The sequence below is a fragment of the Candidatus Hydrogenedentota bacterium genome (genome assembly GCA_013359265.1).
Classification (GTDB): domain Bacteria; phylum Hydrogenedentota; class Hydrogenedentia; order Hydrogenedentales; family SLHB01; genus JABWCD01.
In genome coordinates, this window is record JABWCD010000008.1 from 139,685 (window position 1) to 163,971 (window position 24,287).

Below are 24,287 nucleotides of genomic sequence, written 5' to 3' on the forward strand. Positions count from 1 at the left end.
TTGAACGGGACTGACACCATCTTTCGCGCAGGCTTTGCGGCTTGTCCTCCATAGCTTTGGCGAAGGAGGAAGCGAAACACGGTGCCTGTCCCTCACCCAGATGGTGAAGGTCGCGTTTCTCACGTCACCTTGTTACCCGTAACGTGATTCACCGGTTGGTGGTTCAACTGCCGTTCTTAGGTTCAAAGGTCTTGCTCCGTGATCTCCGTGTCTCCGTGGTTGATTAGGATTCCTGGAAACACCCAATGTCCGCACCTTCGATAGCTGTCGATACATCGTCCATACACAAACTCGACAACGGCCTTACCGTTCTACTCGAGCCGTTGCCGTACCTGCGCACCGCGGCCGCGGGCGTGTGGATCGCGACGGGATCCGCGAACGAGCGGCCCGAACAGGCCGGCGTGTCACACTTCCTCGAACATCTGTTCTTCAAAGGCACGACGAAACGCACCGCTCGCCAACTCATGGAGGCGATCGAGTCCAAGGGCGGGCACCTCAACGCGTTCACCTCGCGCGACTATACGTGCCTCTACGCAAAAATGCTCGGCGAACACGTCGGCGTCGCGATCGAAATCCTTGGCGACATCGTGAAGGACTCGCAGTTCTTCGATTTCGAAAAAGAGCGCAACGTCATTCTCGAAGAAATCGCCAGCAGCGAGGACGTGCCGGAAGACCACGTACACGATCTGCTCACCCGCAACTTCTGGCCGGACCATCCGCTCGGCACTCCAATCGCAGGCTCGAAAGAAACGATGACGGCAATGACGCCCGCCGACGTGCGCACGTACTTCGAGCACTGGTACAGGCCGGAGAACCTCATCGTTTCCGTAGCCGGCTGCTTCGACGAAGCAATCGTGCTCGAACAGATTCGGCAGGAGTTCTCCTCGTTGACCGCCGGAGTCGCGCAGCAGCCCGACAGCGTGCCCGCGTTTACACCCGGCATTCACCACGCCGCCAGCGACATCTCGCAGGACCATTTGGCCTTTGCGTTTCCCGGCCCCAGCATCTTCGACGACAAACGCTACGTCTATAACATGCTCTCGAACGCGCTCGGCGGCGGCCCCACGTCGCGCCTCTTCGAAACGATTCGCGAGCAGGAAGGCCTCGCGTACTCGATCTACGGCTATCACGCGAGCTATTGGCGCACCGGCATGATGGGCGTATACGCGGCGATCGCGCCGGAGAATTTGGAGAAGACATGCAACCTCGCGTTCGCCGAGATTCGCAAGCTGCGCGAGGAACCGCTGCCGCAACAGGAACTCGAACTCAACCGCGAGCAGTTGAAGGGCAGCGTGCTGATGACGCTCGAGAGCACGTTCAATCGCATGACGCGCATGGCAAAATCGTTCATGTATCACGGCCGGATTCTGCCGGTGGACGAAATTATCGCCGGCGTCGAAGCGGTCACGGCGGAGGAAATTCAACAGCTCGCGCAAGAACGTTACACGCCGGAACAGTGCGCGCTCGTCGTGCTGGGCCCGAAGAACGGCGCCAGGCTGGAAAGCGTGCCGCTATGACCCGCAACGTTACCGTGCGCATCACCAGGGAACCGGGTTGCGACGATCTGCCTTTGCCCGCGTACGAGACCGAACACGCCGCGGGCATGGACCTGCGCGCCGCCGTGCTCACGCCCTACACGCTGCAGCCCGGCGAACGCGTGCTTGTGCCCACCGGCCTGCGCATTGCCCTGCCCGAAGGCTACGAAGCGCAAATCCGCCCGCGGAGCGGCCTCGCGCTCAAGCACGGCATCTCGCTGTTAAACACGCCCGGCACCATCGACGCCGACTACCGCGGCGAAATCCGCATCATCATGGCAAATCTCGGCCAGGAACCGTTCATGATTCAGCGGGGTGACCGCATCGCACAGATGATTGTCGCGCCGGTCACGAAGGTGCAGTGGGACGTGCGCGAATCGCTCGATGAAACCGCCCGCGGCGCCGGCGGCTTCGGACATACGGGAAAGTAGAGGGTGGCGCCTGGCCGGACACGTCCGACCGGTCCGACCTGTCAGACAATTTCGGGGGTTAGTTCAAGTACGGGCTAATCCGCGCCGCGACCAGTTCGACGACGGCCTGCAGCTTGTACGCGCCCTGCTCGATGCTCTCGCGGGCCTCTTCAATCGCCTTCGCGCGGACCTGCTCCGCGGCAGCCGCCGCCACGCGGGCCGCCTCGGCAGCGTCCTTCGCCTCCGAACTAATCGAAACCTGGTCGTGCTGGCCGGAATCCGTGCGGATTTCGTTGCGCCTGTTGGGGCGCTCGCCGCCGGGTCCCGACCCGACCGGGGTAGTCAGCCCCACGATGCCCTGTATACCAGCCATACTCTGCTCTCCGTAGCGTAGCCGCCTTCGGCATCCTTGCCTCGGCATTCTCTTTATCGGCATGATTTCCGCGCGACTTTAGCACTTTTGCATCTACCGGCCCTGCCTCACGCCGACTCATCGGGTCGGCACAAAAAAGGAGTACGGGCGGGACGCCCGTGATTGTTCCCACACGTGAAATGTGCCATAGTATGTCACGGCTAGATTGCAAGCACTTGCCACGCAAGGAGTTCGGAGCATGATAACCAGCGGAATCGGCGCGCTGTTTTCCCTGATCGTTTTCATCGTCTACATCGGCTCCGTGATTTGGGCGTTCTCGGACGCCCAGCAACGCGGCAAGTCCGGGTGCTTGGTGGCACTACTGGTTCTGTTGCTGGTTTGGCCGGTCGGCCTCATCATCTGGCTGCTCATCCGTCCCGGCTCGCGCGCTTGACCCCGCGTTACTCCCGCCGTACCGTAGGGGTCCCGTGTCCACCAGCCCACAACATGCCCGCATGCTCCCCGTGCTTTTGCTTGCCGCGTCTCTGGGCGTTCTTCTGTTCTATGTGACCGAGATTGCCTACGCGATCGTCGCCGCGCGCGCCCACGACGGTTACGTCCCCCTGGGCTTTGTGTCCCTGGCGATGGACATCTACAGCTACTTTTCCTTTATTCATCAAGCCGCCCAGGGGCACTGGCTCTTCCGCAATGACATGACCCACCAACCCTGCGACCGCGTATTCTTCAATCTGCAGTGGCTCGTTATCGGCAAGTGCATGGGTTGGTTCGGCTGGTCACCGCAGCTCACTTTCACGATATGGCGGTTTGCCGGTTCGCTCACGCTCATGCTCGGGTTCGCGGCCCTCGCCGTCGTGGCGCTGCCCCGAACGTGGCAGCGCGTCACGGCCCTGGTCATGTGCGCATTTGGCGGCGGGTTCGGCTGGGTTATCGCCATACTCGGCACGTTCCGCCTCATCGACACGTCAAAGACGCTCGGGCTGAGGAATCCCGCGATCGATCTCATTACCGCCATTCATCCCTTCGGCCAAATCCTCAAGAACCCGCATTACAGTTTGCCGCACGGGACCTTCCTGATCGTCATTGCCCTGTTTATTACCGCTGAACGCACGCGCCGGGCGCGTTGGTACGTGGCCGCGGCGGCAATGGCCGTCATACAGGGGCTCATGCGCCCCTACGACCTCATTACGATTTGCGCCGCGATCCCGCTGTTCATTCTGATCGAATGTGTGCTGTCGCGGAAAATCGATCTCCGCACGAACGCGCTGCGCGCGTTACCCGCCGTTGTCAGCGCACCGCTCGTCGGTTACTACTACTACATCTTCTCGATACATCCCGTGTTCAAGTTTTGGGCGAGTCAGGGCGACCAGAAAACGACGCCGATTCATTGGCACACCCTCGGCTTTGGGCTCGCGGGCCTGCTGTTTGCCTGGCGAATCCTGTGCATTCGAAAACGACCAATGACGGACCCGGCCGAACGCCTGCTCGTCGTCTTCGCCGCGGCAATGTTTCTGCTCTTCCACGGCAACTACCTGTCGAGACTGCTGTCGTTCTCGCCCCAAATCGGCATATCCCTGATGGCGCCACTGATACTCGTCGCAGTGGGGATGCTGCCCGCGCTCGCGGAACGGTTTCGCATTCAGCGGCCGCGAACGCGCGCTGCATTTCTCGTGGCATTTCTCGCCGTCAATTCCATCGGAAGCGTGTTGTACGTCGTGTGGAATGCGAACATCGGCGCGACCATCGCGCGCAATTACCTCCGCGAACCCGACGCCGAAGCGGTGGCGTGGCTCGCGTCACGCGTGAAGCCCAATGACGTCGTGCTGTCGACGGAGAACTTGGGAAGCCGGATCGCGTTTCTGTTGCCCGTGCGCGTCGCGCTGGGGCACTGGGCTTTGACGCCGGACGTCAAAGAACTCGGCAAGAAATTCGAGCGGTTTGTTGGAGGGGAAATGCCGCGCGGCAAGGCTTCGGCGTTTATCGAAGAAATCCGGCCGCGCTTCATTTACGTTATTAACGAGCGCGGCGCCGAGGACGCGGCGTACTTCCGCCGCGTCTCCGGCGCTACGCTGGCCTTTTCCAATACCGGCGTCGCGATTTACGAACTTCCTAGCGCGCCGAATGCCACAGCAGCCCCGCGGGAACCGAACTCTTCATGATGCCCGGCCCTTCTACAAACAGGCCCAAGTCCTCCTGTCCGCCGGCCTCGAAGTATGACACGCGGATCGCGTGGTAGCCTTTCTTTAGCGTAGCGATCGCGGACTTCACGACGATCTTGTGCAGCCCGTCGTTGTTGATCAGTTCCTCGCCGCCGAGGTACAGCTTGCTGCCGTCGTTCGAGCGAAGGTGGAACAGGTACACGCCGTCCTGCGGCGCGAGGAAATAGCCGTCGAAGTCCAGCGCAAACGCGTCGCGGCGCTGCGTCACGCCAAGTCCAATCTCGGTGGCAATGCCTTCCGCGCCCGGCTTCAGCCCGTCGAAATTGGGCACGAAGGAGAACTCGCCGTCGTACGCGCGGAAGCGAAGGCCCGGCTGTGCGCCGCGGACCTTTACCGCCTTTCGCTCGGGACCGCTCGATATGTCCGTATAAGCTTCGAGTTCCTTCTTGTACGCGTTGATATCGCCCTGGCTCTCGCGCAAGTTCGTAACGCCGTTGCGCTCGGCCACCTCGAAGAAGCGCTTCACACGGCCGGCGAATTCCGGCCGGACCTTCAGCGCGCGCGCCGTGTGATCGATTTCGTACATCTTCAGGCCCTCGGTGCGTTCGCGCTCGATGACCGCGAAATCTACTGACAGCCGCGCCGCCCGCACGCGCTCGAGCACGTCCGGCTGGTCCGCCACGCGCGCTTCCGCTGCGTCCCAAATATGGTCCGCGGCCTCGAGCACACCGTCGTCGATCACCGGATGCTCCGGCCCGATCCAGATATCCATGTGAATGTTGTGCGCCTCGACACGGTTATGCAAAAGCTCGATGTACTCGCGCACCAGCGGCGCGGCCTTCCCGTAGACGGCGTCGAGGAATTCGTCGATCGCCGTGTCCTCGTCGTACGCGGGATTCCATAGCAGCTTCGCGTTAAGGTACCCGCTCAAGCCGGACAGCTCGCCGTTGAGCGTCGTGTACACGTCCTGCTCGAATATCCCTTTCACATTGTTCTGCACATAGAACTGGATGTTGTCGTTCCGCACGCGCAGGTTTGGGTACGGCATAAAATAGTTCGAGAACGACGTGTTATAGTTCCACACCCACAGCCGGTTGCAGATTTTTCCCCAGTCGATCACGTCCTGCTCGAAGGCGACGTTCTCGGGACTGTCGCACGTCACGAACGAATGCGCAAAGCAACACTCGATGCTGCACAGGCGGATGACCACGTTCGGCTCCGCGCGCATCGTCTTCGGCGGCTTGCGCGTATACTGGTACGCAAGCGTGTCGATCAGTTTGTCCGGGAACTCCTGCGCGACCGCTTTTGCGACGCTATTGACGAGCAGGAGCACCGGCGCGAGCTGACTGCCTTCCTGCTCCGCCAACGCGGTGCACCTGTCGCACTCGCAGTAATTCAGCCAATCGTTCTGCGACACCGAAAACACGGTCGCATCCGGGTGCTCGCGCATGTTCTTCTTCACGGCTTCGGTGACGATCCGGATCACCTCGTCGTTCGTGCAACACAGTTGCGTGCGCTCCTTGAGGCGTTGCCCCTTCACCAGCGAAAAGTACTCGGGATGTTGATCGAAGTATTGATCCGGCGGAAGCAGCATGTTGAACGTGTGCACGAACCCAAAGTACGTCACCTTCCCGCCGTGCTTTTCCTCGAGGCGCGCCGAACTGCTGTTCATCCGGTTGCGCGCCGCCCAGTCCCCGTCAAAGCAGTCCGCCACGAAGGGTTCGCGGTACTCGAGCGCCGGCGCGCCGCTTATCGATGTGAAAGGCACCTTCAACGTAGACAGTTTCGGAATCCGGCTGACCGCCGGTGTAAACCAACGGCATCCGTACACATCTTCCAGCAAACCGTACACGCCGTATAGCGTCCCTCTCGGTTCGCCCCCCGCGATAATCAAATGCTTTCCCGTGTTTTCCAGCACGTACGATTCATTGCCCAGCGATTTGTACAGCGACTTCTTTCGCGTCGCCTTTCCCAGTGCGTTGTTGCATCCGACGACTATATCGCCGTCCTTTAACTTCTCCGTATCGGGAACAACTTCGAATGTCGCGCCCGACATCTCTCGGAGAAACCGCTGCAGTTCCTCCGCCGCATACTTCGTGGATGCCGGCGCTTCCGCAGCGACGACAATGCGCCCCTGCGCAATACCGTCCTTCACGAGAAAAAGTTCGCGTTGCTTCGATTGCGCGGACGCGCAGACCACATTCAAAAGCACCACGCCGCTAATAAGAACTGCCCGCATGACGATTTCTCCCCGATACGTGAACCCTACCGCTCGCGGCCCCCGGCGCCGGATGTCGCCGCACCGCCCGTGCTCGCCTCGATCAGACAGAGTACATCCTCACACCGCGCGATTTCACGCTCGCAAGTGGAAGTATTCGCATGGTGCGAAAGTTGGATTACTGGTCGCTCCACAACACGAAGGCACTGTCTACTGCAATCGTCAGCCAAGTGCCACCAGCCAATCGCCGCACCCAGCCCACACCGTTACCTTGCGTTGGCGAATCGTTCACCAGCCACGCCCAGCGCCCGGTATCGTTCACGATGGACAGCGCGTAAGGCGTGTCGGGAGGAAATTCACCATCCGGTATCGCGAGATTATACTCGTAAACCGTGAGGTTGGCCCCATCCCACGGCACGGTCGACGATGTCGCCGTTCGCGTAGCTTCCGTAGAAGTGTATTCGTACCAGGGATGGGATTCCGGCTCGGGGTCAACCAATTCATATGCGAAGATCGTAAACTGGTCCGAGGCCGGAATGTTGTTCGCATACACTCCCCACCAACGCACGCGGGTGACAATATTGTTGTCTTCCGCCAGTTCGAAGTCGTCGGCCATCTGCACTACGCCGCCGAAGAAGTCCGAGTACTCCAATTCGCTGTAATTCGCAGCACTGCCATAGGCGCCCTGGTTGAAGATGATTCGCAGTGGACGGTGTCTCGGACATGAAAAAGCGAGCGCAAACACGATCGCCACGAGCACAGCACGCCCAAAAGGTAGATTCTTGATACTCATAATAGATTTCCCCCTTAGTGATATTATAACCCCGAAGCGCCGCGGGGCGGGGGTATGGCGCGGCTATTCCACCCAGTAGGAGAACAAACACGCTTTTGAGAGGGAAAATCGGATGCGAACCGGTTCGCGCGGAAGTTCGACCGCCGCACCGCTGTTCGCCCAGCGCACCGGCATACGCACGGCATCGCCGGTGATGACCTCGCTTTGCGCGTAGCCCCGAACCGATTGTCCGTCGCCGCCGAGTAACTCAACGCGAATGCTGCCCTCCTTCGCGTCGGCATTCATGTACAACGTCTTCCCTTCAAACAGCACCGGCTTTGACGTGATGACCCCGTCGCTGGCTGCGTCAAGCGATACGAACCCGTCCAGCCGCAACGTCGCGGCATTCAGCGATCCGTTGCTGTCTCGCGGCTCCTCGTTGTGCAGCAGGCTGCGTCCCGCGTAATAGAAGCGCAGTTCGTCGCCGATCCGTATCGGTTCGCCCGCTTCATCGAGATTTCCGTAGTCGTGAGTGCCCGGCTCGTCCCCATTCGCGAGGAACGGCGTACGGAAAGGCCGTTGCCATTGCCTTCCGTTACGGCTGAACGCCAACTGGATATCGCAGCGGTCCGTCGCGACGTGGTAAATCTTGAGCAAACCGATATAGACGCTTTCGTAACGGAAAATCCGCATCGCATAGGTCTCATCTTGCGGTTGGTCCAGTTCGTCCGCGGCGAGCATGAAATACGTGTCGCTCCAGTTCACATAATCACGGCTCTCGGCGTATCCCCGGGCGCGTTTGCCGTCACGAAAGATTTTGCACGACGCGATCCACTTCTCCCCGATAGGGTCCCAATGAAACGACGTAGCGTCATACGCCTGCGAAATCACCGGCCCGGACCATTCGGTCCAATGAATGCCGTCCGGCGAAAACAGCGGCGTAAACGCGTCGCTCCGCGTCATCGCCTTGTACCGCCGCGCGGGATCGGGATCGCGCGGATCGAAATTCGGTTTCACGGCTCGCCCCTGCCACACAATGTTGTTGTCTTTGGACCCGTTGACCTCGAACAGTCCGAACGTAGGGCGCGTCCACTCGATTCCGTCGCGCGACTCCGCAACGCAGGTATACGTCAGCTTGCTTCCGGCCTTGGGATATACGCCGTACCACACGCGGAGTGCTCCCTCCGGCGTTTCGCGGATCACATCGTATGGGAGAAACCAAATCCCGCCGGTTTCCCACGACGCGCTCGCCACCATCAATGGGTTTTTGGGGTGCTTCGTGGCCGTGTACATTGTCCGGGAGACGTTTTCCATCGACTCGATCACCGCGTCGTCCACGAAGAGTTGCTTCACGCGGCCCACGCGAATCGGCGCCTCAATCTCTGCCGCTTCGTTACGCAGATCGCGAAGCGCGGGCTCCGCCGCCGCTACGGTGGCGCCGGGCGCCAGAAGATTGCCTATGCGAATATCGTCCCAGTAACCCGAACCATATCGTTCCGACGCCGACGTATCGCCTACCTCGATTTGATGAATGTCGCTTCCTGCATCGAGATCAGGGTACGTACCCACGAGCGACTCATTGTCCGGTGCGCCGGCAAACAACCGCACCGTTCCGCTCGCCCTTTCTCGATGCAGAACGATTCGAATCCACGCGTTCTGCTTTACATCGCCAACGACGCGATCGGTCCGCGCCGGTTCCTTCTGGCCCGCGTGGATGACGTCCAATCGATAGGTCGCCGCGCCAACGTCACTGTTCGCGATAATCGTTACGCCTGCCGGTTGCCCGCTCGATCCCTTCGCCGACCAGACCACGAATTCGTTCAGCGGCGACAAACCATCCGCGGTGGGCCGATACACGAATTCCGCGATGGAATCGCCGCCCGGTTTCGGTGCATCGAATCTCGGCTGGAAACGTACACGGCCAATCTGGTCTGCTGACTCCGTCGCTACATGTGCGCAGCGCGCTCCCGCAAACGCGTCGCCGCGCGTGATTTGGACGACGCCTTCGTTCGCATTGCTGAACGGGTCCCCAAGCCAGCGCACGCCCGCGTTCAATGCCTGTACGACACCGTCTGTGTAGTTCTCCAAATCGGCGTGCAGCACACCGCCATCGGCCCGCGGCATCGCGCCGAACGAGGAAAGCGTTAGTACACAAACTGCCGTAGACATCGCGATCATTGTTTTTTCCCCGACTAAACCGCGTATCGTAGGATAGTCTTCCATGAATTGCGAGTTGGTGGGCAGCGCGACAATGATTTTCCGAGCGAAGCGTCGTACATCGATGGTCATGACACACGTCATCCTCGCGATTTCCGCGTGCTTATACCCGCTTAACGCGGAAGAAACCATCGACATTTCGAATGGCCCCCAACTGTTTCTCGACGACCATCTCGTTCGCGCGACAACCAACACCAAGCGCACTTTGATGTCGCCCGAAAAGCACGCGGATAATCCGGTAATCGTGCCGGAGAATCCGTGGGAGAAGCGGATTCTCGAAATTTATGGCACGGTCTTGTTCGATTCAGATCAGTCAAAATTCCGGTGTTGGTACCTCGCCAACGAATTCAAAGACGGCATCCCCGACACGCCCGGCCATCCGCGCACCGCGGAGTATTACACGTGCTACGCCGAATCTACGGATGGAATTGATTGGACCAAACCGCCGGTCGGCGTTGGTGCGTTCGGCGTGCATTCCCGGCACAACGTGATCATTCGGAATACGCACGGCTTTTGCGTGCTTCCAACGCCGGACGACCCCGATCCCGCGCGAAAGTACAAGGGCGCCGGCGGCGCGCTGGTCGGCACGTCTCCCGACGGGATCGAATGGCGCCTGCGCGATTGGCGCGATGCCGTGGGCAAGAACGACACCAGCACCTGCATCGTTCGCTGGAAGGGCGAATACCTCGCGTTTGTGCGCGCACAGGTCAAGGACCCCAACTGGCCCGCGGTGATGCGCGGCGTGGGGCTTTCGACAAGCGCCGACTTCGAGCAATGGTCGCCGAAGCAGACGGTACTCATTACCGACACGGACGACGGATATCCTTGGGTGCAGCCTTACGGGATTTCCGTTACTCCTTACGGCGATGTCCTGATTGGCTTGTTATGGCTGCTCCATCTCGACCAGGCGCCCAACAACAATTCGATCGGGTACCAGGACGTACAACTTGTGGTAAGCCGCGACGGACGAAATTGGACTCGCGTCGCGGACCGCGCCGTGTTTCTCGCAGGCACACCCGGCGCATGGGACCAGGGCCGCGTATTTCCCGGTACGACGATGTTTGTAAAGGACAATCGCGTCCACATTTACTTCACCGGCGTCGAAACGCGACACGGCGAGGGATGGGGCGCAATGGGAATCGGACTTGCCACGCTGCCGGCGGACCGTTTCGTTGCGCTCGGACCCTACGACTCCTCATTGCCCGCCGTGATTGAAACCAAACCGCTTGCGTTCGACGGTGTCGATCTAATCGTCAACGCAGCGGCCGCACCAGGCGATCTGCGCGTGGAACTGCTTGATTCGTCGGGCGCCGTCCTCGACGGGTACAACGCCGAACAATCGCGGTTGATCGCGTGCGACCCTCTGCGCTACCGCGTCGTGTGGCAATCGCCAGCGGGCGATCGCACGTTGAACCAAGCGGTAACGGGCCGCCCGATTGCGCTGCGCTTCACCATCCAACGAGGCGCGCTATATGCCTTCCAGGTTACGGACTAAAGCAATTTGAAGTATTACGTAGCTGCATTTTCGTGCGCGTGCTCGTAATCGTGCTCGTAATCGTAATCGCACACTCGATTTGTACAGAAACCGACAGGAAATACCGGCTACGACGTATCCTAAATTGCTCTAATCGTAAAACCACTGCGCGGGGATGATCTTCAATTGCAGCGACAAGCCGCCCGTATAGTTGAAATACGTGAGCAAAGCGTTCCCATCGACCCACGTTACGGCGGGGTAGGCCCACGCGTCGTCCGGCGCATCTTCGATGTTGCGGAACCGCTCCCACGTCTCGCCTTCGTCCGTTGAAATCGCCGACGTGAACGGGTTCCGTTTTGACGCGCCCGGGTTGTGGTTCCAGATCACGAGCAGATCGCCCGTTCCCGGAACGCGGCTAATCGAAACCGGCGCCGCCGTGCCTTTCAACGGCGTTTCGATGGGCGTGCTCCACGTTTCGCCACCGTCTTTGGAAATGCTCTTGTATTGGCCGCCAAGCCCCGTGCGCATCAGCATCAGCACATCGCCGTTTCTCAGTTCGACGCACGCGGGTTCCCACGATCCGTCGCCCGGTTTCACGCGTTGCGACTCGCGCCAGGTCGCGCCGTCGTCATCCGACAGATAGCAATAACTATCGCCGCCTTCCCACGCTTCAAGCACGATACGGCCGGATTGCAATCGAATGCAGCGCCCGTTCGTCAGGCCCGTGTACTTGTTGTCCGGACTAATCTGCTTCGCGGCGCCCCAGGTCTTTCCTTCGTCATCGGAAACCCGCATCATTACGCGGCAGTCCGTGCTCTCCGAGTTCTTCTGGCAGTAAAACAGCATGAGCCGGCCGTCGCGAGTTCGGAGAAAATTCACCTCCATCACGTTGCAGCCGCCGTCGTTCTCCACCAGCGCGACCTTCTCGCCCCACGTCTTGCCCTTGTCCTTGGAAACCTTTCCGGAGATTCGGGCCGGGCCGTGGTCCGCGCCATCGCCGGCATAGAATTCGGTCCAGCCCAGCAGCAGCGATCCGTCCTTCAACGATACAATCGCCGCCTCGCTGTTCCTCGGGTTCCGTTCGCCGACCGGCGCGACGACGATGTGATACGGTTCCGTGCCCGGTGCCACCGCCGTGTCGGCCTGTTGCGCGCCAATTGCTGCAATGAAGCAAACCATCAAATCGATCATGGGGTCCCCCTGTTTCGGTAGTGCCTGAACCCGGTGCGCCGTACCGCAAACCAGCGCGCCATCGCTGCCACGATCTCAAGCGTACCGCGCTCGCCGCGCACAAAGCCATTGCGCGAATCGCGATCCTCTGCCATACTGTGTGTTGGGTCCTAGGTGCAAAGTTCGTTCCACTTCGTTTCGTGCAGTACCGTCATATCTTCGCGCACGCGGAGGATACCGGGCATCATGAACGACCGCCCATACCACATCGGGCATTGGGCAGCAGCCTTGTGCGCCGCATGCTTGTGCGTCGCGGCGGGCGACGGCGCGCGGCCGGGCGATCCTGTAACGACACTTCCCGATCCCCAGGTCAGTGCACCTGCTGCCAATTTCAAAGTGCAATCACCCCGCGCGAGAACGCCCGGAGCCAAGGGCGTCGACATCAACGTCAGCAACCTAATGGGCAACGAGAGCGAGGTCGGCATCGACGTGAATCCGACCGACGCCAACAACCAGGTCATTGCGGGACATTCGCCCGATTTCGCGACGCTGAATACGTTCTATTCTATGGACGGCGGACAAACGTGGACGCACGTGCCCCTGGGCGATGCGGAGGATGGAAAGACCAGCACGTTCCGCTTCGATCCCAGCGTTGCGTTTGACGCCGACGGCAATGTATTCGTCGCATACGGCGCTACGGTAGACGGCGGTATGGGCACGACGGATACCGTGGTGATCGTCGCGAAGAGCACGGACGGCGGGCAGAACTACACGCACTTCGCATATGCAACCACCGCCCCGGATGACCCCGCGGGGACAACCCTTCCGGGCAGCGACAAATGGCAGCTTGCCACCGGACCCGACCCCGACGATGCCGGCCAGGAGAATGTCTATCTCGCAATGACGGCGAACATCGACGATCCCGGCGGGCTCGATCAACGCATCGTCTTGCTCCCGTCCTTCGACGGCGGCGAATCGTTCGTGACGAGCCTCATTGTGAACGATAATTCCCTCGGGAGTTCGAATGAAACCGGCAACATCTTTGCCGAACCCGCCGTTGGACCGAACGGCGAAACATACGTCGTGTGGCACAACACGGCGTCCGGCAAAATCTTCGTTGACGTCTCGGACTCGTGGTTCGGCGGCAGCAACTTCGGCACCGACCAACTCGTCACCACGATTAACAGCGCCTTTGCTTCCGGTGGGCGCATCGGATTCAAGGTGCCCATTCCGGCCCAGCCCGATCGCGGCGTGTTTGCGGGCCCGAATATCGACGTGGACCGAAGCGGCGGCACGCATAACGGGCGCCTCTACATCTCGTACGTCGACGTCGTCGGCACGATGCCCGACACCGACGTCTTCGTGCGTTATTCCGACGATCAAGGGGCGACCTGGTCTACGGCCGTCGCGGTCACAAACGACACGAACAGCCAGTTTCTGCCGTGGCTCGACGTCGACCAGTCGTCCGGAAGGGTCGGCGTCATCTGGTATGACGCGCGAAACGACGTAAACAACCAGTTGGTCGAGGTATTCCTCGGCGTCAGCGATGACGGCGGCGATACGTTCTCCGTCGAGCGGCTCGCGTCGGATGCGCCGTCAAACCAGTCCGTTACAAACGCCAACCGAACAACCAACAACTTCCTCGAATATATTGGCGTCGCGTGCCAGGGTTCAATGGCGTATCTGGTCTGGTCGGACAACAGCCTCGACGCCGCCGATCTCGATTACTTCACCGATCAACTCTCGTTGTTGCCCGATCAACCCATCCTTTCCGTTATACCCGCCAATCGCGATGTGGGCGCGGCCGCGGGCAACACGTCCTTCGATGTTTCCAACACGGGCACGGGCATGATGAACTGGTCCGCGCAGGTGATTTCCGGCAGCGACTGGTTGAGCATTAGCTCGGGCGATGCCGGTGTGGACGCGGGAACCATCGAGTGCGCATTCACCACAAACGATGGCGCGGAGCGCGTCGGCGCCGTGCGCGTCGAGGCCACCGGCGCAACCGGCAGCCCAGTTGACGTGACCGTCACGCAGGCCGCCGGCGCGGACGAGCCGTCCATTACGGTAACCGCGCCGAACGGCGGCGAAGTCTGGCATATCGGAGAGAAGGAGACCATTTCCTGGACCAGCGCGGGCGCGCTCGGCCCCGAAGTGCGAATCGAGCTGTGGCGTAACGGCGCGTTCGTGCGCAAGATCAAGAACGAGACGCCAAACGACGGCCAGCTAAAATGGAAGGTAAAAGATTCCGTTGCGCAGGGAAATGGATATAAGGTGAAGATCGTCTCCACTGCGGACGATTCCATCAGCGATCAAAGCGACAGCAAATTCAAGGTAAGACCGTGATGCCCTGCACGCGCCGTTCCATCCCGCCGATTCCGGCGCCGACATTAAGTTCGCACTTCGGCGCGCGTCCCGATACACTGGCAACGAACCGTCCATCTCGGTCCGCGCGGTAAATTCGGGCCAAAACGAGAAGCGAACCACTTGGGGGAGTCATGCGCAATTCCATCAAATTCTACTCGTGTCGTGCTGCACGCGTTGTGGCGGCGTTGGCCGTTGTCTGCGCCTGGGCGAATGCCGAAGACCTCAAGCCGAAGTCCCCGCATCATCGCGCGACGATCCATCCCTCGCTGGTATACCTCGAACCGGGCGAGGAGCAGCCGTTCAAGATCGTGATGCTTGCCACGCGCCTGATGGCCGCAATGCCGCCGAAGCAGGTGACCTGGTCCGTGAACGACATCCCCGGCGGCGACAACACGGTTGGAACGATCGGCGCGGACGGCGTCTATCGCACGCCCGCGCAGATGCCATCGCCGCGCGAGGTTCACATTGTCGCGGAAGTTCCCGAATCGGCGAACCGTTTTCTCTTTGCGACCGTGATCGTCGGCAAGGAACCGATCGTGTACCGCGGCATCCACGTCTGGTCCGAACCCGTCATCAGCGAAGAGACCGGCCGATCCGAACACATGCGCGATCCCCACGGCATCGCAATCGACAAAGAAGGCAACCTGATCATCGCCGATCAACTCGGCAGCAAGGTCGTCCGCTATACGAAAGATGGCAAGTACCTCGGCGAACTCGGCCTCGGCTCGGGCAGCGAAGAAGGACACTTCACAGAACCGCGCATCGTCGAGGTTGCCTCGGATGGCCGCATCTTCATATCCGACAGCAAGGGCGATCGCCCGCGCCTTCAGATATTCAGCCCGAAGGGCGAGTTCCTGAAAATCTTCGCCGAGAAGGGCCGGCCGGACGGCATGCTCCTGCGCTGTCACGGCTTGTCGTTTGGCCCCACGGGACACTTGTTCGCCACGGACGTGGACAACATGCGTGTCAACGTCTACGACAACCAGGGCGAGTTTCTCTATCAATGGGGCGAGGAAGGATTGAATCCCGGCCAGCTAAACGCGCCGCACGGAATCTTCGTCGACCGCAGCAGCGACGTCTTCATCACCAGCTATTACGGACCAACGCAGAAGTTCGACGCCAGAGGCAACTACGTCGGCGCGTTCGCGTACGGCGATCCGCCGGACGGCCCGGTCTACTTCCACAACATGACAGGCGACCGGTGGGGCAACATTTACTGCATGGTGCGCACCAAATCCGGATACCAGGGCGCAATATCGAAAGCCGGGGCCAAAGACGTCAGCATCGCAAAATACAACAACAACGGTGACTTTATAACGAGTTGGGCCTTCTCGACGCCGGAACACGAAGAAACCACCTGCACCGTCGATTCCGATGGTAAGGTCTACGCGCTGTTCACCAGCAAGAAAGAACTCGGCGTCGAAACGTTCCAGCAAGATTAGAGCGGCTCAAGAATGAGTGCACACATTCTTTGCAGTTGACGTGCTCCTTGACATCCCCCTAAATCCCCCTTCAAAAGGGGGACTTAAGCCAAGACCAATACCGCCGTTTTGCGATTCTTTAAGTCCCCCTTTGAAGGGGGATTTAGGGGGATGTAACCCCGGTGCATACAAACTAGAGGCGCTATAGGCCGTAGCTTTCGATCAAACCACGCGGCCCGTCGCGGTCGTTACAGTTTGATGAAGATGTTTCGCCTGTACATCCAATACGCAGCGCCGTAACACACGCCGTAGAACAGCGCGAACCCGGCCATGATACCGAACCAGTTTGTCGTATCCTCGGGGATGAACCGGTGCGCCGTTTCCATAATGCACCATTGCAGGACGTAGATCGCCAGCGGGTTCATGCCGAACACGGTCAAGTGCGGCAACCGCGCTTTGATCAGATCGCACAACACGTAAAACGCAAGCATGGTGAAAAACGAGAGTCCGGAAGCCCACAACGCGAACGGCGCGGTCATGTAATTCTTCGAGAATACCCATTCTTCCTTCACACCCGGCCATGGACAGTGCAGCGCCCAGCCCGCGATAGACAACGCCGCGCCCCAAGCCAGGCAGCCCACGACAATCTTCTTCGTATCGCGCGTCGACATGATGTCATAGGCGACCGTGCCGCAAATGAGCATCAACAGCCAACTCCAGTGGCCGATCGGACCGCCGTTGCCCGGCCAACCGACCAGTTCAGTGCCGATGGGAATTAGTTTCCAGATAATCGGCATGCTCTCGCCGTCGTATTCGATCGCGCGCGTCATCCATCCGCCGTAACTTGTGAAAGAAAAGAGCGCCTGATACACCGCGAGGAACCCAAGTCCAACTCCAATCCGAACGGCGGGTTTCTTGTCGACAACCCATAGCGCGATCAATCCCGCGAGACCTATGTTCATCAGCGCGTCCCACAAGTAGCCTGTGTACAATGTGAACGCGATGAGCACAAGCAACATGTAACGCTTCAAGAGGCCGCGCCGAGCCTGCTGCGCGCCCTCCTGCTCGATGCGCCGCTTCATCGATAACCGCATGCCCATGCCCACGACAAAGAGAAACAGCGGCGCGATCGTGTCCGCGTACGTCATGTACTCTTTGTGGTGGTGCAGTTGTTCTGTTGTGACCTTGAACGCCTCGAAGTAATCGACGAGCAGCATCCCGAATATCGCGTAACCGCGAATCTGGTCCATCGATGCAATGCGCGCAGTTGGCGCGGCGCGGCCGGTCTGATCGGTAGACATCGGTGTTGTTTCCCCTCTCGCAGTCGCGCGCAGGTCTATGCGCGGAAGCCGTTCCGCGCTGCTAACGCTGGCCCTGTTTCACCAGCGCTACCTCTTTGCGGTTTACGGCGAACAGCGTTGCCCTGTCCTTAATGACGGCGAAATGCAGCGGCGGTTCGAACCACCCCGCCCAGGCCTTTGGCGCGTCGGTGCGGTCTTTGCCGTCTGCAGACCCGTAGATGCAAGCGTGCAGCGTATCGTCTACAAACAACGTAATCTCGTTGCGCATACTCAGCCGCGCGCCCGCCTCGCTGAACAGCCCAACTGTCCAGCGCGACGTCTTTGCGTCGTGACGCAGCTTCGCGATTGTGCCGGTTACCGATCCGATTTCGTCGCCAATCCCGGCGCGGCCGCTCGCCGGCGCGATGAACGTGTCCGGCCCGTATGAAAACGAAAATGTCGCGGGACCGAACCAGCGTCGGCACGCCGACTCGGGCGCATCCGCGATCACAACCGTCGGCGTGGCGCACGCATCGAGCGCCGCGACGATCCCCGGAAAGCGGTCTTCGGGTCCGCGTACGAACACAACGGCGAACTGCGCCTGCGCGTCGTCGATGCGCTGGGCAACGTCGGCGATGACTGTCGACTCGCCGGAGGTTGCGTCGACCGATACGCACGCAAACGCATACTGTTGCGAGAATGGATTCTGCGTTTCCGGCGGCGCAATTACGTACACCGCACGGATGTTCCGGTCGGCCTCGTCGCCGCTCGTCCATTCCAATGCGTACGCGCCGGCCGGCATGCCCCCCGGCGCGACGACCTCGGCGCGCGTGTGTCCACCGGGCGTGTCCTTCCATTCCGGCGACAGCGGAAACTCGGCGGCTTCACCGATGAGGCGCAAGTCGCCGCGCTGTTGCGCTTCCACCGTGAATTCGCCGCTGGCCGCTATCACCGCGGGCCGCGTGCTATTGGGCAGAAGGAGCGCGCCCAGCGAACCGCTTGGCGTGCGCGCACCCGCCACGGCGCCGGCGATGATCACTATCACGGCCAACCGCAAAGTCATTTTGCCGGCGTCGGCCGCCACGCGGGCGCGAAGTCTTCGCCCTCGTGAGTGGTTATGGCGCGGGCGTCCGATCCGTCCGCGCGGCAGGCGTGCAGCGTCGCTTTGCCCGTGCGCATGGACACAAACGCGATCCATGCGCCATCCGGCGACCACGTCGGAGACCAGTTGTCGTAAGCCGGATCGGCGGCGACCGGAGTAACGACGGTTCCCTGCGGCGTCGTCCTGTAAATACCCCGCGAACCGCCGCGAAACGATTCGAAGGCAAGCCGCGCGCCATCCGCGGACCACACGGGGTTCCAATCCGCGTCGCGATGGTTGCTTACGTCGTTGAGGCGTTGCGGCGCAGTCACGAATATTTCGCGGTCGCCGCCGTCATTCGATTCGTACGCGAGCTGGCCGGTGCGGGCATGCGGCGTCGGCGCCCACTCGACGTAGATGCCGAGGCCGCGCGTCTCCACCATCGGCGTTACGCTGTCCTGCTCCAGTTTGTAGAGGTCGGCGACGCGCCCCGATTCGTCATCGCGGATGCCGACCGCGGCAATCAACGTGTTTGTCAGCCACACCGGTTTCTGGAAGGCAATCCTCGGATTGGTCTCGTTCGGCGGTCCCGGTGCGCCCCAGACGTTTTCGCGCCCCGTTTCGGTGTCGTACACGCGAATGTGCCGCGCATGCCCGGTGCCGGCGCCGTACGCCAGCTTCCCGCCATCCGGCGACCACGCGGGCGCGTAGTTCACCGGGTCTGCATGCGCGATTTCGGGACCCGCCGAGCCGTCCGCGCCAACGATTCGGATGCGCGCCGCGCCGTCATCCGATTCCGAACCAAAGGCCAACCTTGACCCATCCGGCGACCACACGGGCGCGCCATCCCACGGGCCCGCGCCCACGGTGCGCACCGCGCCGGTAGCTGCATCCACTACGCAGACAACGCGCTGCCCCGCATCGGTTTGTTGAACGAATGCGACTGTCCCGCTTGGACCCTGCGCGATCGCGAGACCCGCCACAAGAAACAGAATTCCCATTTGGCGGAGTCTACCATGTACCGGCTCCGGCACACGAGCGATCACCGGGCGTAATCGCCGGGGACTGGCGCCGTCCTTCGCTCAGGCTCTGCGGCTTGTCCTCCATAGCTCTAGCGAAGGAGGAAGCGAAACACGGTGCCTGTCCCTCCCTGCAAGAGGGCCGTCCAGCTTCCATGCCGGGCAGAATCGTTACATCTCGACGAGCATCCTGGGCTCGAGCAACCCCAGCAATCGTAGGATTATGCGAATGAGCAACAGCAGAATATCCAAGATCGACATGGCATGTTCCTCCAATCCTTGTAACGCTTTGCCGCAATCCGAATTCTGGCGCGCCCTGCTACCAACCGCCCCATGCACCCTCCTCGGGCGGTGCGGCGCCACCGTTCAGTATGCCCCACAACCGTCTCCTCCGCAATAGGAATTTCGCTGCGATAGTGTTTCCATTCGAGGCCTCCGCGCCATCGTGATTCACCCGAACGGCAGCAATACCCACCGCACCTACGTCGAAAACAGACCTTTAGAACTTCTAACTATAATGACGTCTTTGCGTTTATCCCGAAGGGGTTTCGGCGCGCAGCCCAGGGTTGGCCCGCCGAAGTCGCTCCGACGTAGGCGGGGCTACCCTGGGTGCCAACCACCCCCCATCGGGGAATGTACCTGAAGGGGTTTCGGCATTAATGTTAGAGAGTCCTAAGTCTTCCTGCCCGTGGTGATGTGCAATATGAGATTTCAAATCTGAGATTGCATTTTCATGGTTCCTGGGTACCCAATAGGGCATGACGATTATTCCGATACGCCTTAGCCAAATGAAGCCGATCGCACACGTCGGCCCCCCCCGTTGCCTGCGCGCATGGCGCCGCCAATCGGCGGATTCTACGAGACCTGTTGAAACGGAACCACGGAGTTCTGCCCTCCGCAAACACGTTGGGACAGCAAGAGTTCGCATTGTATTCAAACGGATAATTCTGCGTAGTCTCGCCCTCGCGATTCGCGAAAAGGCCACGCCACAACCCGAATTCGTGTGGTAAAATATCGCCGCGTTGTGTGTGTCTTGTGCGTGTAAATGGGTGATGTGCGGACGATGATTCAGCAAAGTGACGCGTCAATGTCTCGTGGCGGGGGCGCCGGGACCGCCGCCGATAACGCGGGCCCCGCGCGGCGCGCTGCATCTGGAAAAAGCGCCGCAAGAGAGTGGAAACTCGTCGGGCGCGTGCGCTCGAACTTCATTGATCAAATGAAACAATTCGAGTATTGCCCCGCGGACATCACGTACAACGTCTACGATCCGGAGGCGCACTGGTTCGCGAAGGAGTTCGGCAAGGCGATGGCCGAGGCCGGTTGGAACGTGACTGTGACTCCCGAGTCGAAGAATGCGCCAGGGATCAAGATCCTGACGAAGTCCAGCGCGCTTCACGCGGAAGAAATCACGTCGGTCGTCAAGTGGCTGCGGACTGCCGGCCTGAACGCGAAAGTGCGCGTCCGCTCGGACCTCGAAACCGAAGCAATCCAAATCTCGATCGGTTCGATTAACGCGGCCGCGCGCGAACCGTAACGCACGTTCTCTGCGCGCCGGACCGGTTCATCGCGCTCTCCCGGCGGCGCGATCCATGCGATCGCGCCAATCCGTCAGGAATCGTTCGCGCCACGCGTTTACGGTTTTCGCGCCCGGATATTTCCCCTCCTGCAACGCGGCGTCCTGCGAATCGGTCCAGTAGTTCGGACCGTGGTCCGTCTTCACGAAACTGCCGCCCCAATGCGGCGCGGCAGGATCGTTGGGATCGCCCGAGAGCAGATACAACACGGACGGCGAATCGCCCATCTTGATCGCCCCGAGTTTTGTGACGAGAAAATCGCCGAGCGCGCCGTGTCCGCGCACATGCGTTTCGAGGAAACTTTTGTTGCCCCACTCGCCCTCCTGATTGCCGCCCACGTACATGCCGCGAAACGTCGTGTCGGATTCGATCCACCAGAGATCGATGTGCTCGCGAAAGAGGTAGTCGCGGGCAGCGCGATCGTTGGACGTGTTCCACGACCCGATCGAGTAAACGCGCAGATTGCGTTTGATGGCCGGATCGTCGTGTACCGCCTGTGCGACGTCCGTGATCGATCCCCACACAAGCACGTAGAGCGGGCGCGCGTCGCCCGCACCGGCGCGCGCTGCAATCCATCGCGAGCCTTCGGTCGGTTGACTAAAGCCTTGTTCCGGCGCCGGATCGATCGCGCCTTGTTTGACGACCGCGCGCAATTGGCCCGGCGACGGATACGCGGTCGACCATTGAACGAGGTTTGGGTAGTCTCGTTCGTAAGCATCGACGGTCTTGTGGATGTGCGTGGCGCGGCCTTGTTTCGGCGGCGACGAAATCAGGCCCTCCACGTCGAACAGGTCCGCGTATACGAGAAAGTGGACCATCGATTGAAAGTCGTCGGGGTCCGATCCGCCGATGTCGGTCGACACGATAACGCGGCAACGATCGCCGTTCACTGCGCCACGTTTGAGGATCGGAAGGACGCCGGCGTGTGCCGCACACGCGACGACCCAAAGTGCGCACGCGGCGGCGACGTAACGGAGCGGCGACGCGCGGCGAACACGTCTTCCGTCCCAATCTGAAACCAAGCGCCTTGTTGCGTTCGCGCGCCCCCGGCTATTCAGTATGCAATAAAATAAGGGTTGCGTATCAACTCGATCAGTCTCAGCAAAAACTCGATTGGGTTTTGCAGAATCCATACAATGAACTCCCAGCGCGACATCGGTACCGGCACATCTTCATCCCACCACATATACTTTTGCATTGTTCGCGTCGCCTCCTGCTCATACTATGCGAAACGTGCGGGGTAGATTAGAATGAATTGAGACGCTACGCAGTTGAATTTTCGTGCTCGTGCTCGTGCTCGTGCTCGTGCTCGTAATCGTAATCGCGCACTCGATTTGCAGCGAATCCTACGGGACATGACGGCTACGACATATCTCAAATTGCTCTTACACTGCCAATCGCAAACTCATTTTGCCTGCGGCTCCGCAAAGTCGTTGTCGTGCACGTTGCACGTCTCGATACGGTCCTGGTTGCGGTTGTTGAAGTTCATGGGAGTGGGCACGTTGTAGACGCGGTTGTTGCGCACTTCGATGAAACCGCTGCCTTCATCCAAATAAATCCCGCCCGGCCAGCCCTTGTTGTCGTGAATGTGATTTCCCTCGATGATTGTACCAGGCTGGTTGCCCAACGTGTAGATGCCCCCGCCGTCAAGACGTTTCTGCATCACGCGATATATGTGGTTGTTCGCGATGCGGTTGTCGCTTGCGGGCGTCGGCGATTCGTAGATGTATGGAATCGGATACGTCGAGCCGCCCGCGTCTTCCTCGCCCCATCCCCAACCGATAGAAATCCCGCTGTATGGAAGATCGTGCATTTCATTTCCGATGATCTCGACTTTTTGCACGTAGCCGGCGAAGACGGCGACGCTGTCCTCGTACTCGCTGCCGATATTGTGAATCCTGCAATTCTCGATGCGGATGTTGCGCACAACGTGTTCGTCGTCCAGCGGATGGTGCGCATACCGATTCACGTCGCCGACTTGTATCGCACTGCCCCCGATATCGAAAAACGTGCAGTTGCGAATCGTCACATCCTGCGTCGCGACATCGCTTGCTTTCTGCGCGGCGTCGAGATTGAGCGCCGCGCCGCCGATGCGCGTGAACGTGCAACCGTCGAATACGATGTCGCTCGCGGCGCCGACAACAATGGCCGCGCGCGGTTTGATGTATTCGTTGTGAAGATTGACCAGATAGCCGTCGCGCTCGTAACTGTTCTCCGTGGTGATGACGAAGTTCGCCTGCACGTCGGCGTGACCGCCGGTATCGGGATCGTTCGCCGCGGCTTCCGCGAACGTGATGCCCTCGAAACGAATATGATGCGCGCGCTCATCCGACCGCCCGCCGATATGCAGCAGTTCGTCGTTGCCGGTGATCACGGCGCTTGCCGAGGTCATGTCTTCGCCGGCGCGCGGCATGTAATACACTGCGCCTGTGGACGCATCGGCGTACCACTCGCCCGGTTCGTCGAGCACTTCGATCGCGTTCTCGATATACGCGGGCATTTCCGCGCGCACGCCCTCTTTGCGGGACATCAGCATGAACGCGGGCATTCGCATGCGAACGCGGGCGCGACCATCGGGATCGGCGGCGATCGCGGCAACGTCGCACGTCATGTGCGACCACGAATTGAAGAAGCCGAACACAATCTCGGAAGGATTCCTCCACTGCGCCATTTCTCCATTCGGGACGATGAAACCCGCATCTGCGTCAATCGCTTTGAGATTGCCGTAGCGCTCCGCGCCTTCTGGGAAGGGGCCGCGCGCGCGTTGTGCCCGAACATCATTGACGAACAGTTGCCGAACGCGTTTGCCGTTGAGGGGCGCGCGCCAGCGCCCGTGCTCGTCCTCCGTCCAATTCTCGATTCTCGTACCGCGGCTGATCACCGGCTTCGCGCCGGAAGCCGCGCGGAAGATGACGTTGTGGCCGTTCGCGCCGCTGCAGGACTCGTCAAGCAAAAACGGCGTGTCGATGGAGAGCGTGCCGTCGGCAATCTCAATGATGATGTCGCCTTGCATGTCGGTATTGTTCGTGCGAATGGCCTCGAGGGCGTTGCGGAGTTGCGCTACGCCGTCCGGCTCAGGCTGGATTGTCGCGACAACGTTCTCGGTCGCGGCGTACGCACAAAGTGCCGCCATGAACCACCACGCGACAGTGCTCGGCATTCGGAACGCTTTCATTATCGTACCCCTCCGCGTCCTTGGGGACTGGCACCGGTAGCAGTA

Annotated in this window: 18 protein-coding genes; 8 read left to right on the forward strand and 10 right to left on the reverse strand. The window is 60.4% G+C overall.

Annotated elements, in window-relative coordinates; translation table 11 throughout:
* The first annotated feature begins 245 nt into the window (after positions 1-245).
* Together HUU46_09630 and dut are read left to right on the forward strand one after the other, a co-directional pair.
* Positions 246-1,517 carry an insulinase family protein gene (locus tag HUU46_09630; GenBank protein NUM53890.1) on the forward strand — a complete coding sequence of 424 codons (1,272 nt, stop codon included), beginning with the start codon at positions 246-248 and terminating at the stop codon, positions 1,515-1,517.
* Positions 1,514-1,966, forward strand: coding sequence for a dUTP diphosphatase (dut, locus tag HUU46_09635; protein NUM53891.1), 453 nt, complete (start codon positions 1,514-1,516; stop codon positions 1,964-1,966). The genes HUU46_09630 and dut overlap by 4 nt, the downstream gene beginning before the upstream one ends.
* A gap of 58 nt (positions 1,967-2,024) precedes the next feature.
* On the opposite strand, the gene HUU46_09640 is transcribed toward dut, so the two are convergent.
* Positions 2,025-2,318, reverse strand: a complete 294-nt coding sequence (locus tag HUU46_09640; GenBank protein ID NUM53892.1) for a flagellar biosynthesis anti-sigma factor FlgM — start codon at positions 2,316-2,318, stop codon at positions 2,025-2,027.
* 238 nt (positions 2,319-2,556) lie between these two features.
* Here HUU46_09640 and HUU46_09645 point away from each other — a divergent pair, with 238 nt between their 5' ends.
* Both HUU46_09645 and HUU46_09650 read left to right on the forward strand, forming a co-directional pair.
* Complete coding sequence (locus HUU46_09645; GenBank protein NUM53893.1) at positions 2,557-2,751, forward strand: hypothetical protein; 195 nt, start codon at positions 2,557-2,559, stop codon at positions 2,749-2,751.
* A gap of 34 nt (positions 2,752-2,785) precedes the next feature.
* The gene (locus HUU46_09650) at positions 2,786-4,474 is read left to right on the forward strand and encodes a hypothetical protein (GenBank protein ID NUM53894.1); all 1,689 of its coding nucleotides are present in this window, start codon (positions 2,786-2,788) and stop codon (positions 4,472-4,474) included.
* Here the strand turns inward: HUU46_09650 and HUU46_09655 are convergent.
* The 3 genes from HUU46_09655 to HUU46_09665 all read right to left on the reverse strand — a co-directional run bounded on the left by HUU46_09655 (position 4,425) and on the right by HUU46_09665 (position 9,642).
* On the reverse strand, positions 4,425-6,713 hold the full coding sequence (locus HUU46_09655; GenBank protein NUM53895.1) for a DUF4838 domain-containing protein: 2,289 nt from the start codon (positions 6,711-6,713) through the stop codon (positions 4,425-4,427). The genes HUU46_09650 and HUU46_09655 overlap by 50 nt on opposite strands.
* Positions 6,714-6,870: 157 nt before the next feature.
* Positions 6,871-7,485, reverse strand: a complete 615-nt coding sequence (locus tag HUU46_09660; protein NUM53896.1) for a hypothetical protein — start codon at positions 7,483-7,485, stop codon at positions 6,871-6,873.
* 63 nt (positions 7,486-7,548) lie between these two features.
* Positions 7,549-9,642, reverse strand: coding sequence for a hypothetical protein (locus HUU46_09665; GenBank protein NUM53897.1), 2,094 nt, complete (start codon positions 9,640-9,642; stop codon positions 7,549-7,551).
* Between the two features lie 43 nt (positions 9,643-9,685).
* Between HUU46_09665 and HUU46_09670 the strand changes: the two genes are divergently transcribed.
* Positions 9,686-11,176 carry a hypothetical protein gene (locus tag HUU46_09670; protein ID NUM53898.1) on the forward strand — a complete coding sequence of 497 codons (1,491 nt, stop codon included), beginning with the start codon at positions 9,686-9,688 and terminating at the stop codon, positions 11,174-11,176.
* 129 nt (positions 11,177-11,305) lie between these two features.
* Here the strand turns inward: HUU46_09670 and HUU46_09675 are convergent, their stop codons facing one another.
* Positions 11,306-12,346, reverse strand: a complete 1,041-nt coding sequence (locus HUU46_09675) for an exo-alpha-sialidase (GenBank protein ID NUM53899.1) — start codon at positions 12,344-12,346, stop codon at positions 11,306-11,308.
* A 225-nt stretch (positions 12,347-12,571) separates the two neighbouring features.
* Between HUU46_09675 and HUU46_09680 the strand changes: the two genes are divergently transcribed.
* Positions 12,572-14,671 carry a hypothetical protein gene (locus HUU46_09680; protein ID NUM53900.1) on the forward strand — a complete coding sequence of 700 codons (2,100 nt, stop codon included), beginning with the start codon at positions 12,572-12,574 and terminating at the stop codon, positions 14,669-14,671.
* A gap of 152 nt (positions 14,672-14,823) precedes the next feature.
* The gene (locus tag HUU46_09685; GenBank protein ID NUM53901.1) at positions 14,824-16,134 is read left to right on the forward strand and encodes a hypothetical protein; all 1,311 of its coding nucleotides are present in this window, start codon (positions 14,824-14,826) and stop codon (positions 16,132-16,134) included.
* 227 nt (positions 16,135-16,361) lie between these two features.
* Here the strand turns inward: HUU46_09685 and HUU46_09690 are convergent, their stop codons facing one another.
* From HUU46_09690 to HUU46_09700, 3 genes are all read right to left on the reverse strand, one after another.
* Entirely contained in the window at positions 16,362-17,414 is a 1,053-nt protein-coding gene (locus HUU46_09690) for a DUF1624 domain-containing protein (GenBank protein ID NUM53902.1), read from the reverse strand.
* Between the two features lie 61 nt (positions 17,415-17,475).
* Positions 17,476-18,456: a hypothetical protein gene (locus tag HUU46_09695; GenBank protein NUM53903.1), complete on the reverse strand. Its 981-nt coding sequence runs from the start codon at positions 18,454-18,456 to the stop codon at positions 17,476-17,478.
* The gene (locus tag HUU46_09700; protein ID NUM53904.1) at positions 18,453-19,475 is read right to left on the reverse strand and encodes a PD40 domain-containing protein; all 1,023 of its coding nucleotides are present in this window, start codon (positions 19,473-19,475) and stop codon (positions 18,453-18,455) included. The genes HUU46_09695 and HUU46_09700 overlap by 4 nt, the downstream gene beginning before the upstream one ends.
* 1,081 nt (positions 19,476-20,556) lie before the next feature.
* Between HUU46_09700 and HUU46_09705 the strand changes: the two genes are divergently transcribed.
* On the forward strand, positions 20,557-21,027 hold the full coding sequence (locus HUU46_09705) for a hypothetical protein (protein ID NUM53905.1): 471 nt from the start codon (positions 20,557-20,559) through the stop codon (positions 21,025-21,027).
* Positions 21,028-21,054: 27 nt separating this feature from the next.
* Here HUU46_09705 and HUU46_09710 read toward each other — a convergent pair whose 3' ends face one another.
* Together HUU46_09710 and HUU46_09715 are read right to left on the reverse strand one after the other, a co-directional pair.
* Positions 21,055-22,200, reverse strand: a complete 1,146-nt coding sequence (locus HUU46_09710) for a DUF1593 domain-containing protein (protein NUM53906.1) — start codon at positions 22,198-22,200, stop codon at positions 21,055-21,057.
* Positions 22,201-22,472: 272 nt separating this feature from the next.
* Positions 22,473-24,242, reverse strand: a complete 1,770-nt coding sequence (locus HUU46_09715; protein NUM53907.1) for a right-handed parallel beta-helix repeat-containing protein — start codon at positions 24,240-24,242, stop codon at positions 22,473-22,475.
* Positions 24,243-24,287: the final 45 nt, after the last annotated feature.

Bases quoted from the DNA above. Each gene is read 5' to 3' on its own strand.
- HUU46_09640 (NUM53892.1), bottom strand. From the start codon at position 2,318: ATGGCTGGTATACAGGGCATCGTGGGGCTGACTACCCCGGTCGGGTCG.
- HUU46_09645 (NUM53893.1), top strand. From the start codon at position 2,557: ATGATAACCAGCGGAATCGGCGCGCTGTTTTCCCTGATCGTTTTCATC.
- HUU46_09680 (NUM53900.1), top strand. From the start codon at position 12,572: ATGAACGACCGCCCATACCACATCGGGCATTGGGCAGCAGCCTTGTGC.
- HUU46_09675 (NUM53899.1), bottom strand. From the start codon at position 12,346: ATGATCGATTTGATGGTTTGCTTCATTGCAGCAATTGGCGCGCAACAG.
- HUU46_09705 (NUM53905.1), top strand. From the start codon at position 20,557: ATGATTCAGCAAAGTGACGCGTCAATGTCTCGTGGCGGGGGCGCCGGG.
- HUU46_09695 (NUM53903.1), bottom strand. From the start codon at position 18,456: ATGACTTTGCGGTTGGCCGTGATAGTGATCATCGCCGGCGCCGTGGCG.
- HUU46_09685 (NUM53901.1), top strand. From the start codon at position 14,824: ATGCGCAATTCCATCAAATTCTACTCGTGTCGTGCTGCACGCGTTGTG.
- HUU46_09715 (NUM53907.1), bottom strand. From the start codon at position 24,242: ATGAAAGCGTTCCGAATGCCGAGCACTGTCGCGTGGTGGTTCATGGCG.
- HUU46_09670 (NUM53898.1), top strand. From the start codon at position 9,686: ATGAATTGCGAGTTGGTGGGCAGCGCGACAATGATTTTCCGAGCGAAG.
- HUU46_09665 (NUM53897.1), bottom strand. From the start codon at position 9,642: ATGATCGCGATGTCTACGGCAGTTTGTGTACTAACGCTTTCCTCGTTC.
- HUU46_09630 (NUM53890.1), top strand. From the start codon at position 246: ATGTCCGCACCTTCGATAGCTGTCGATACATCGTCCATACACAAACTC.
- HUU46_09710 (NUM53906.1), bottom strand. From the start codon at position 22,200: ATGGATTCTGCAAAACCCAATCGAGTTTTTGCTGAGACTGATCGAGTT.
- dut (NUM53891.1), top strand. From the start codon at position 1,514: ATGACCCGCAACGTTACCGTGCGCATCACCAGGGAACCGGGTTGCGAC.
- HUU46_09690 (NUM53902.1), bottom strand. From the start codon at position 17,414: ATGTCTACCGATCAGACCGGCCGCGCCGCGCCAACTGCGCGCATTGCA.
- HUU46_09660 (NUM53896.1), bottom strand. From the start codon at position 7,485: ATGAGTATCAAGAATCTACCTTTTGGGCGTGCTGTGCTCGTGGCGATC.
- HUU46_09655 (NUM53895.1), bottom strand. From the start codon at position 6,713: ATGCGGGCAGTTCTTATTAGCGGCGTGGTGCTTTTGAATGTGGTCTGC.
- HUU46_09700 (NUM53904.1), bottom strand. From the start codon at position 19,475: ATGGGAATTCTGTTTCTTGTGGCGGGTCTCGCGATCGCGCAGGGTCCA.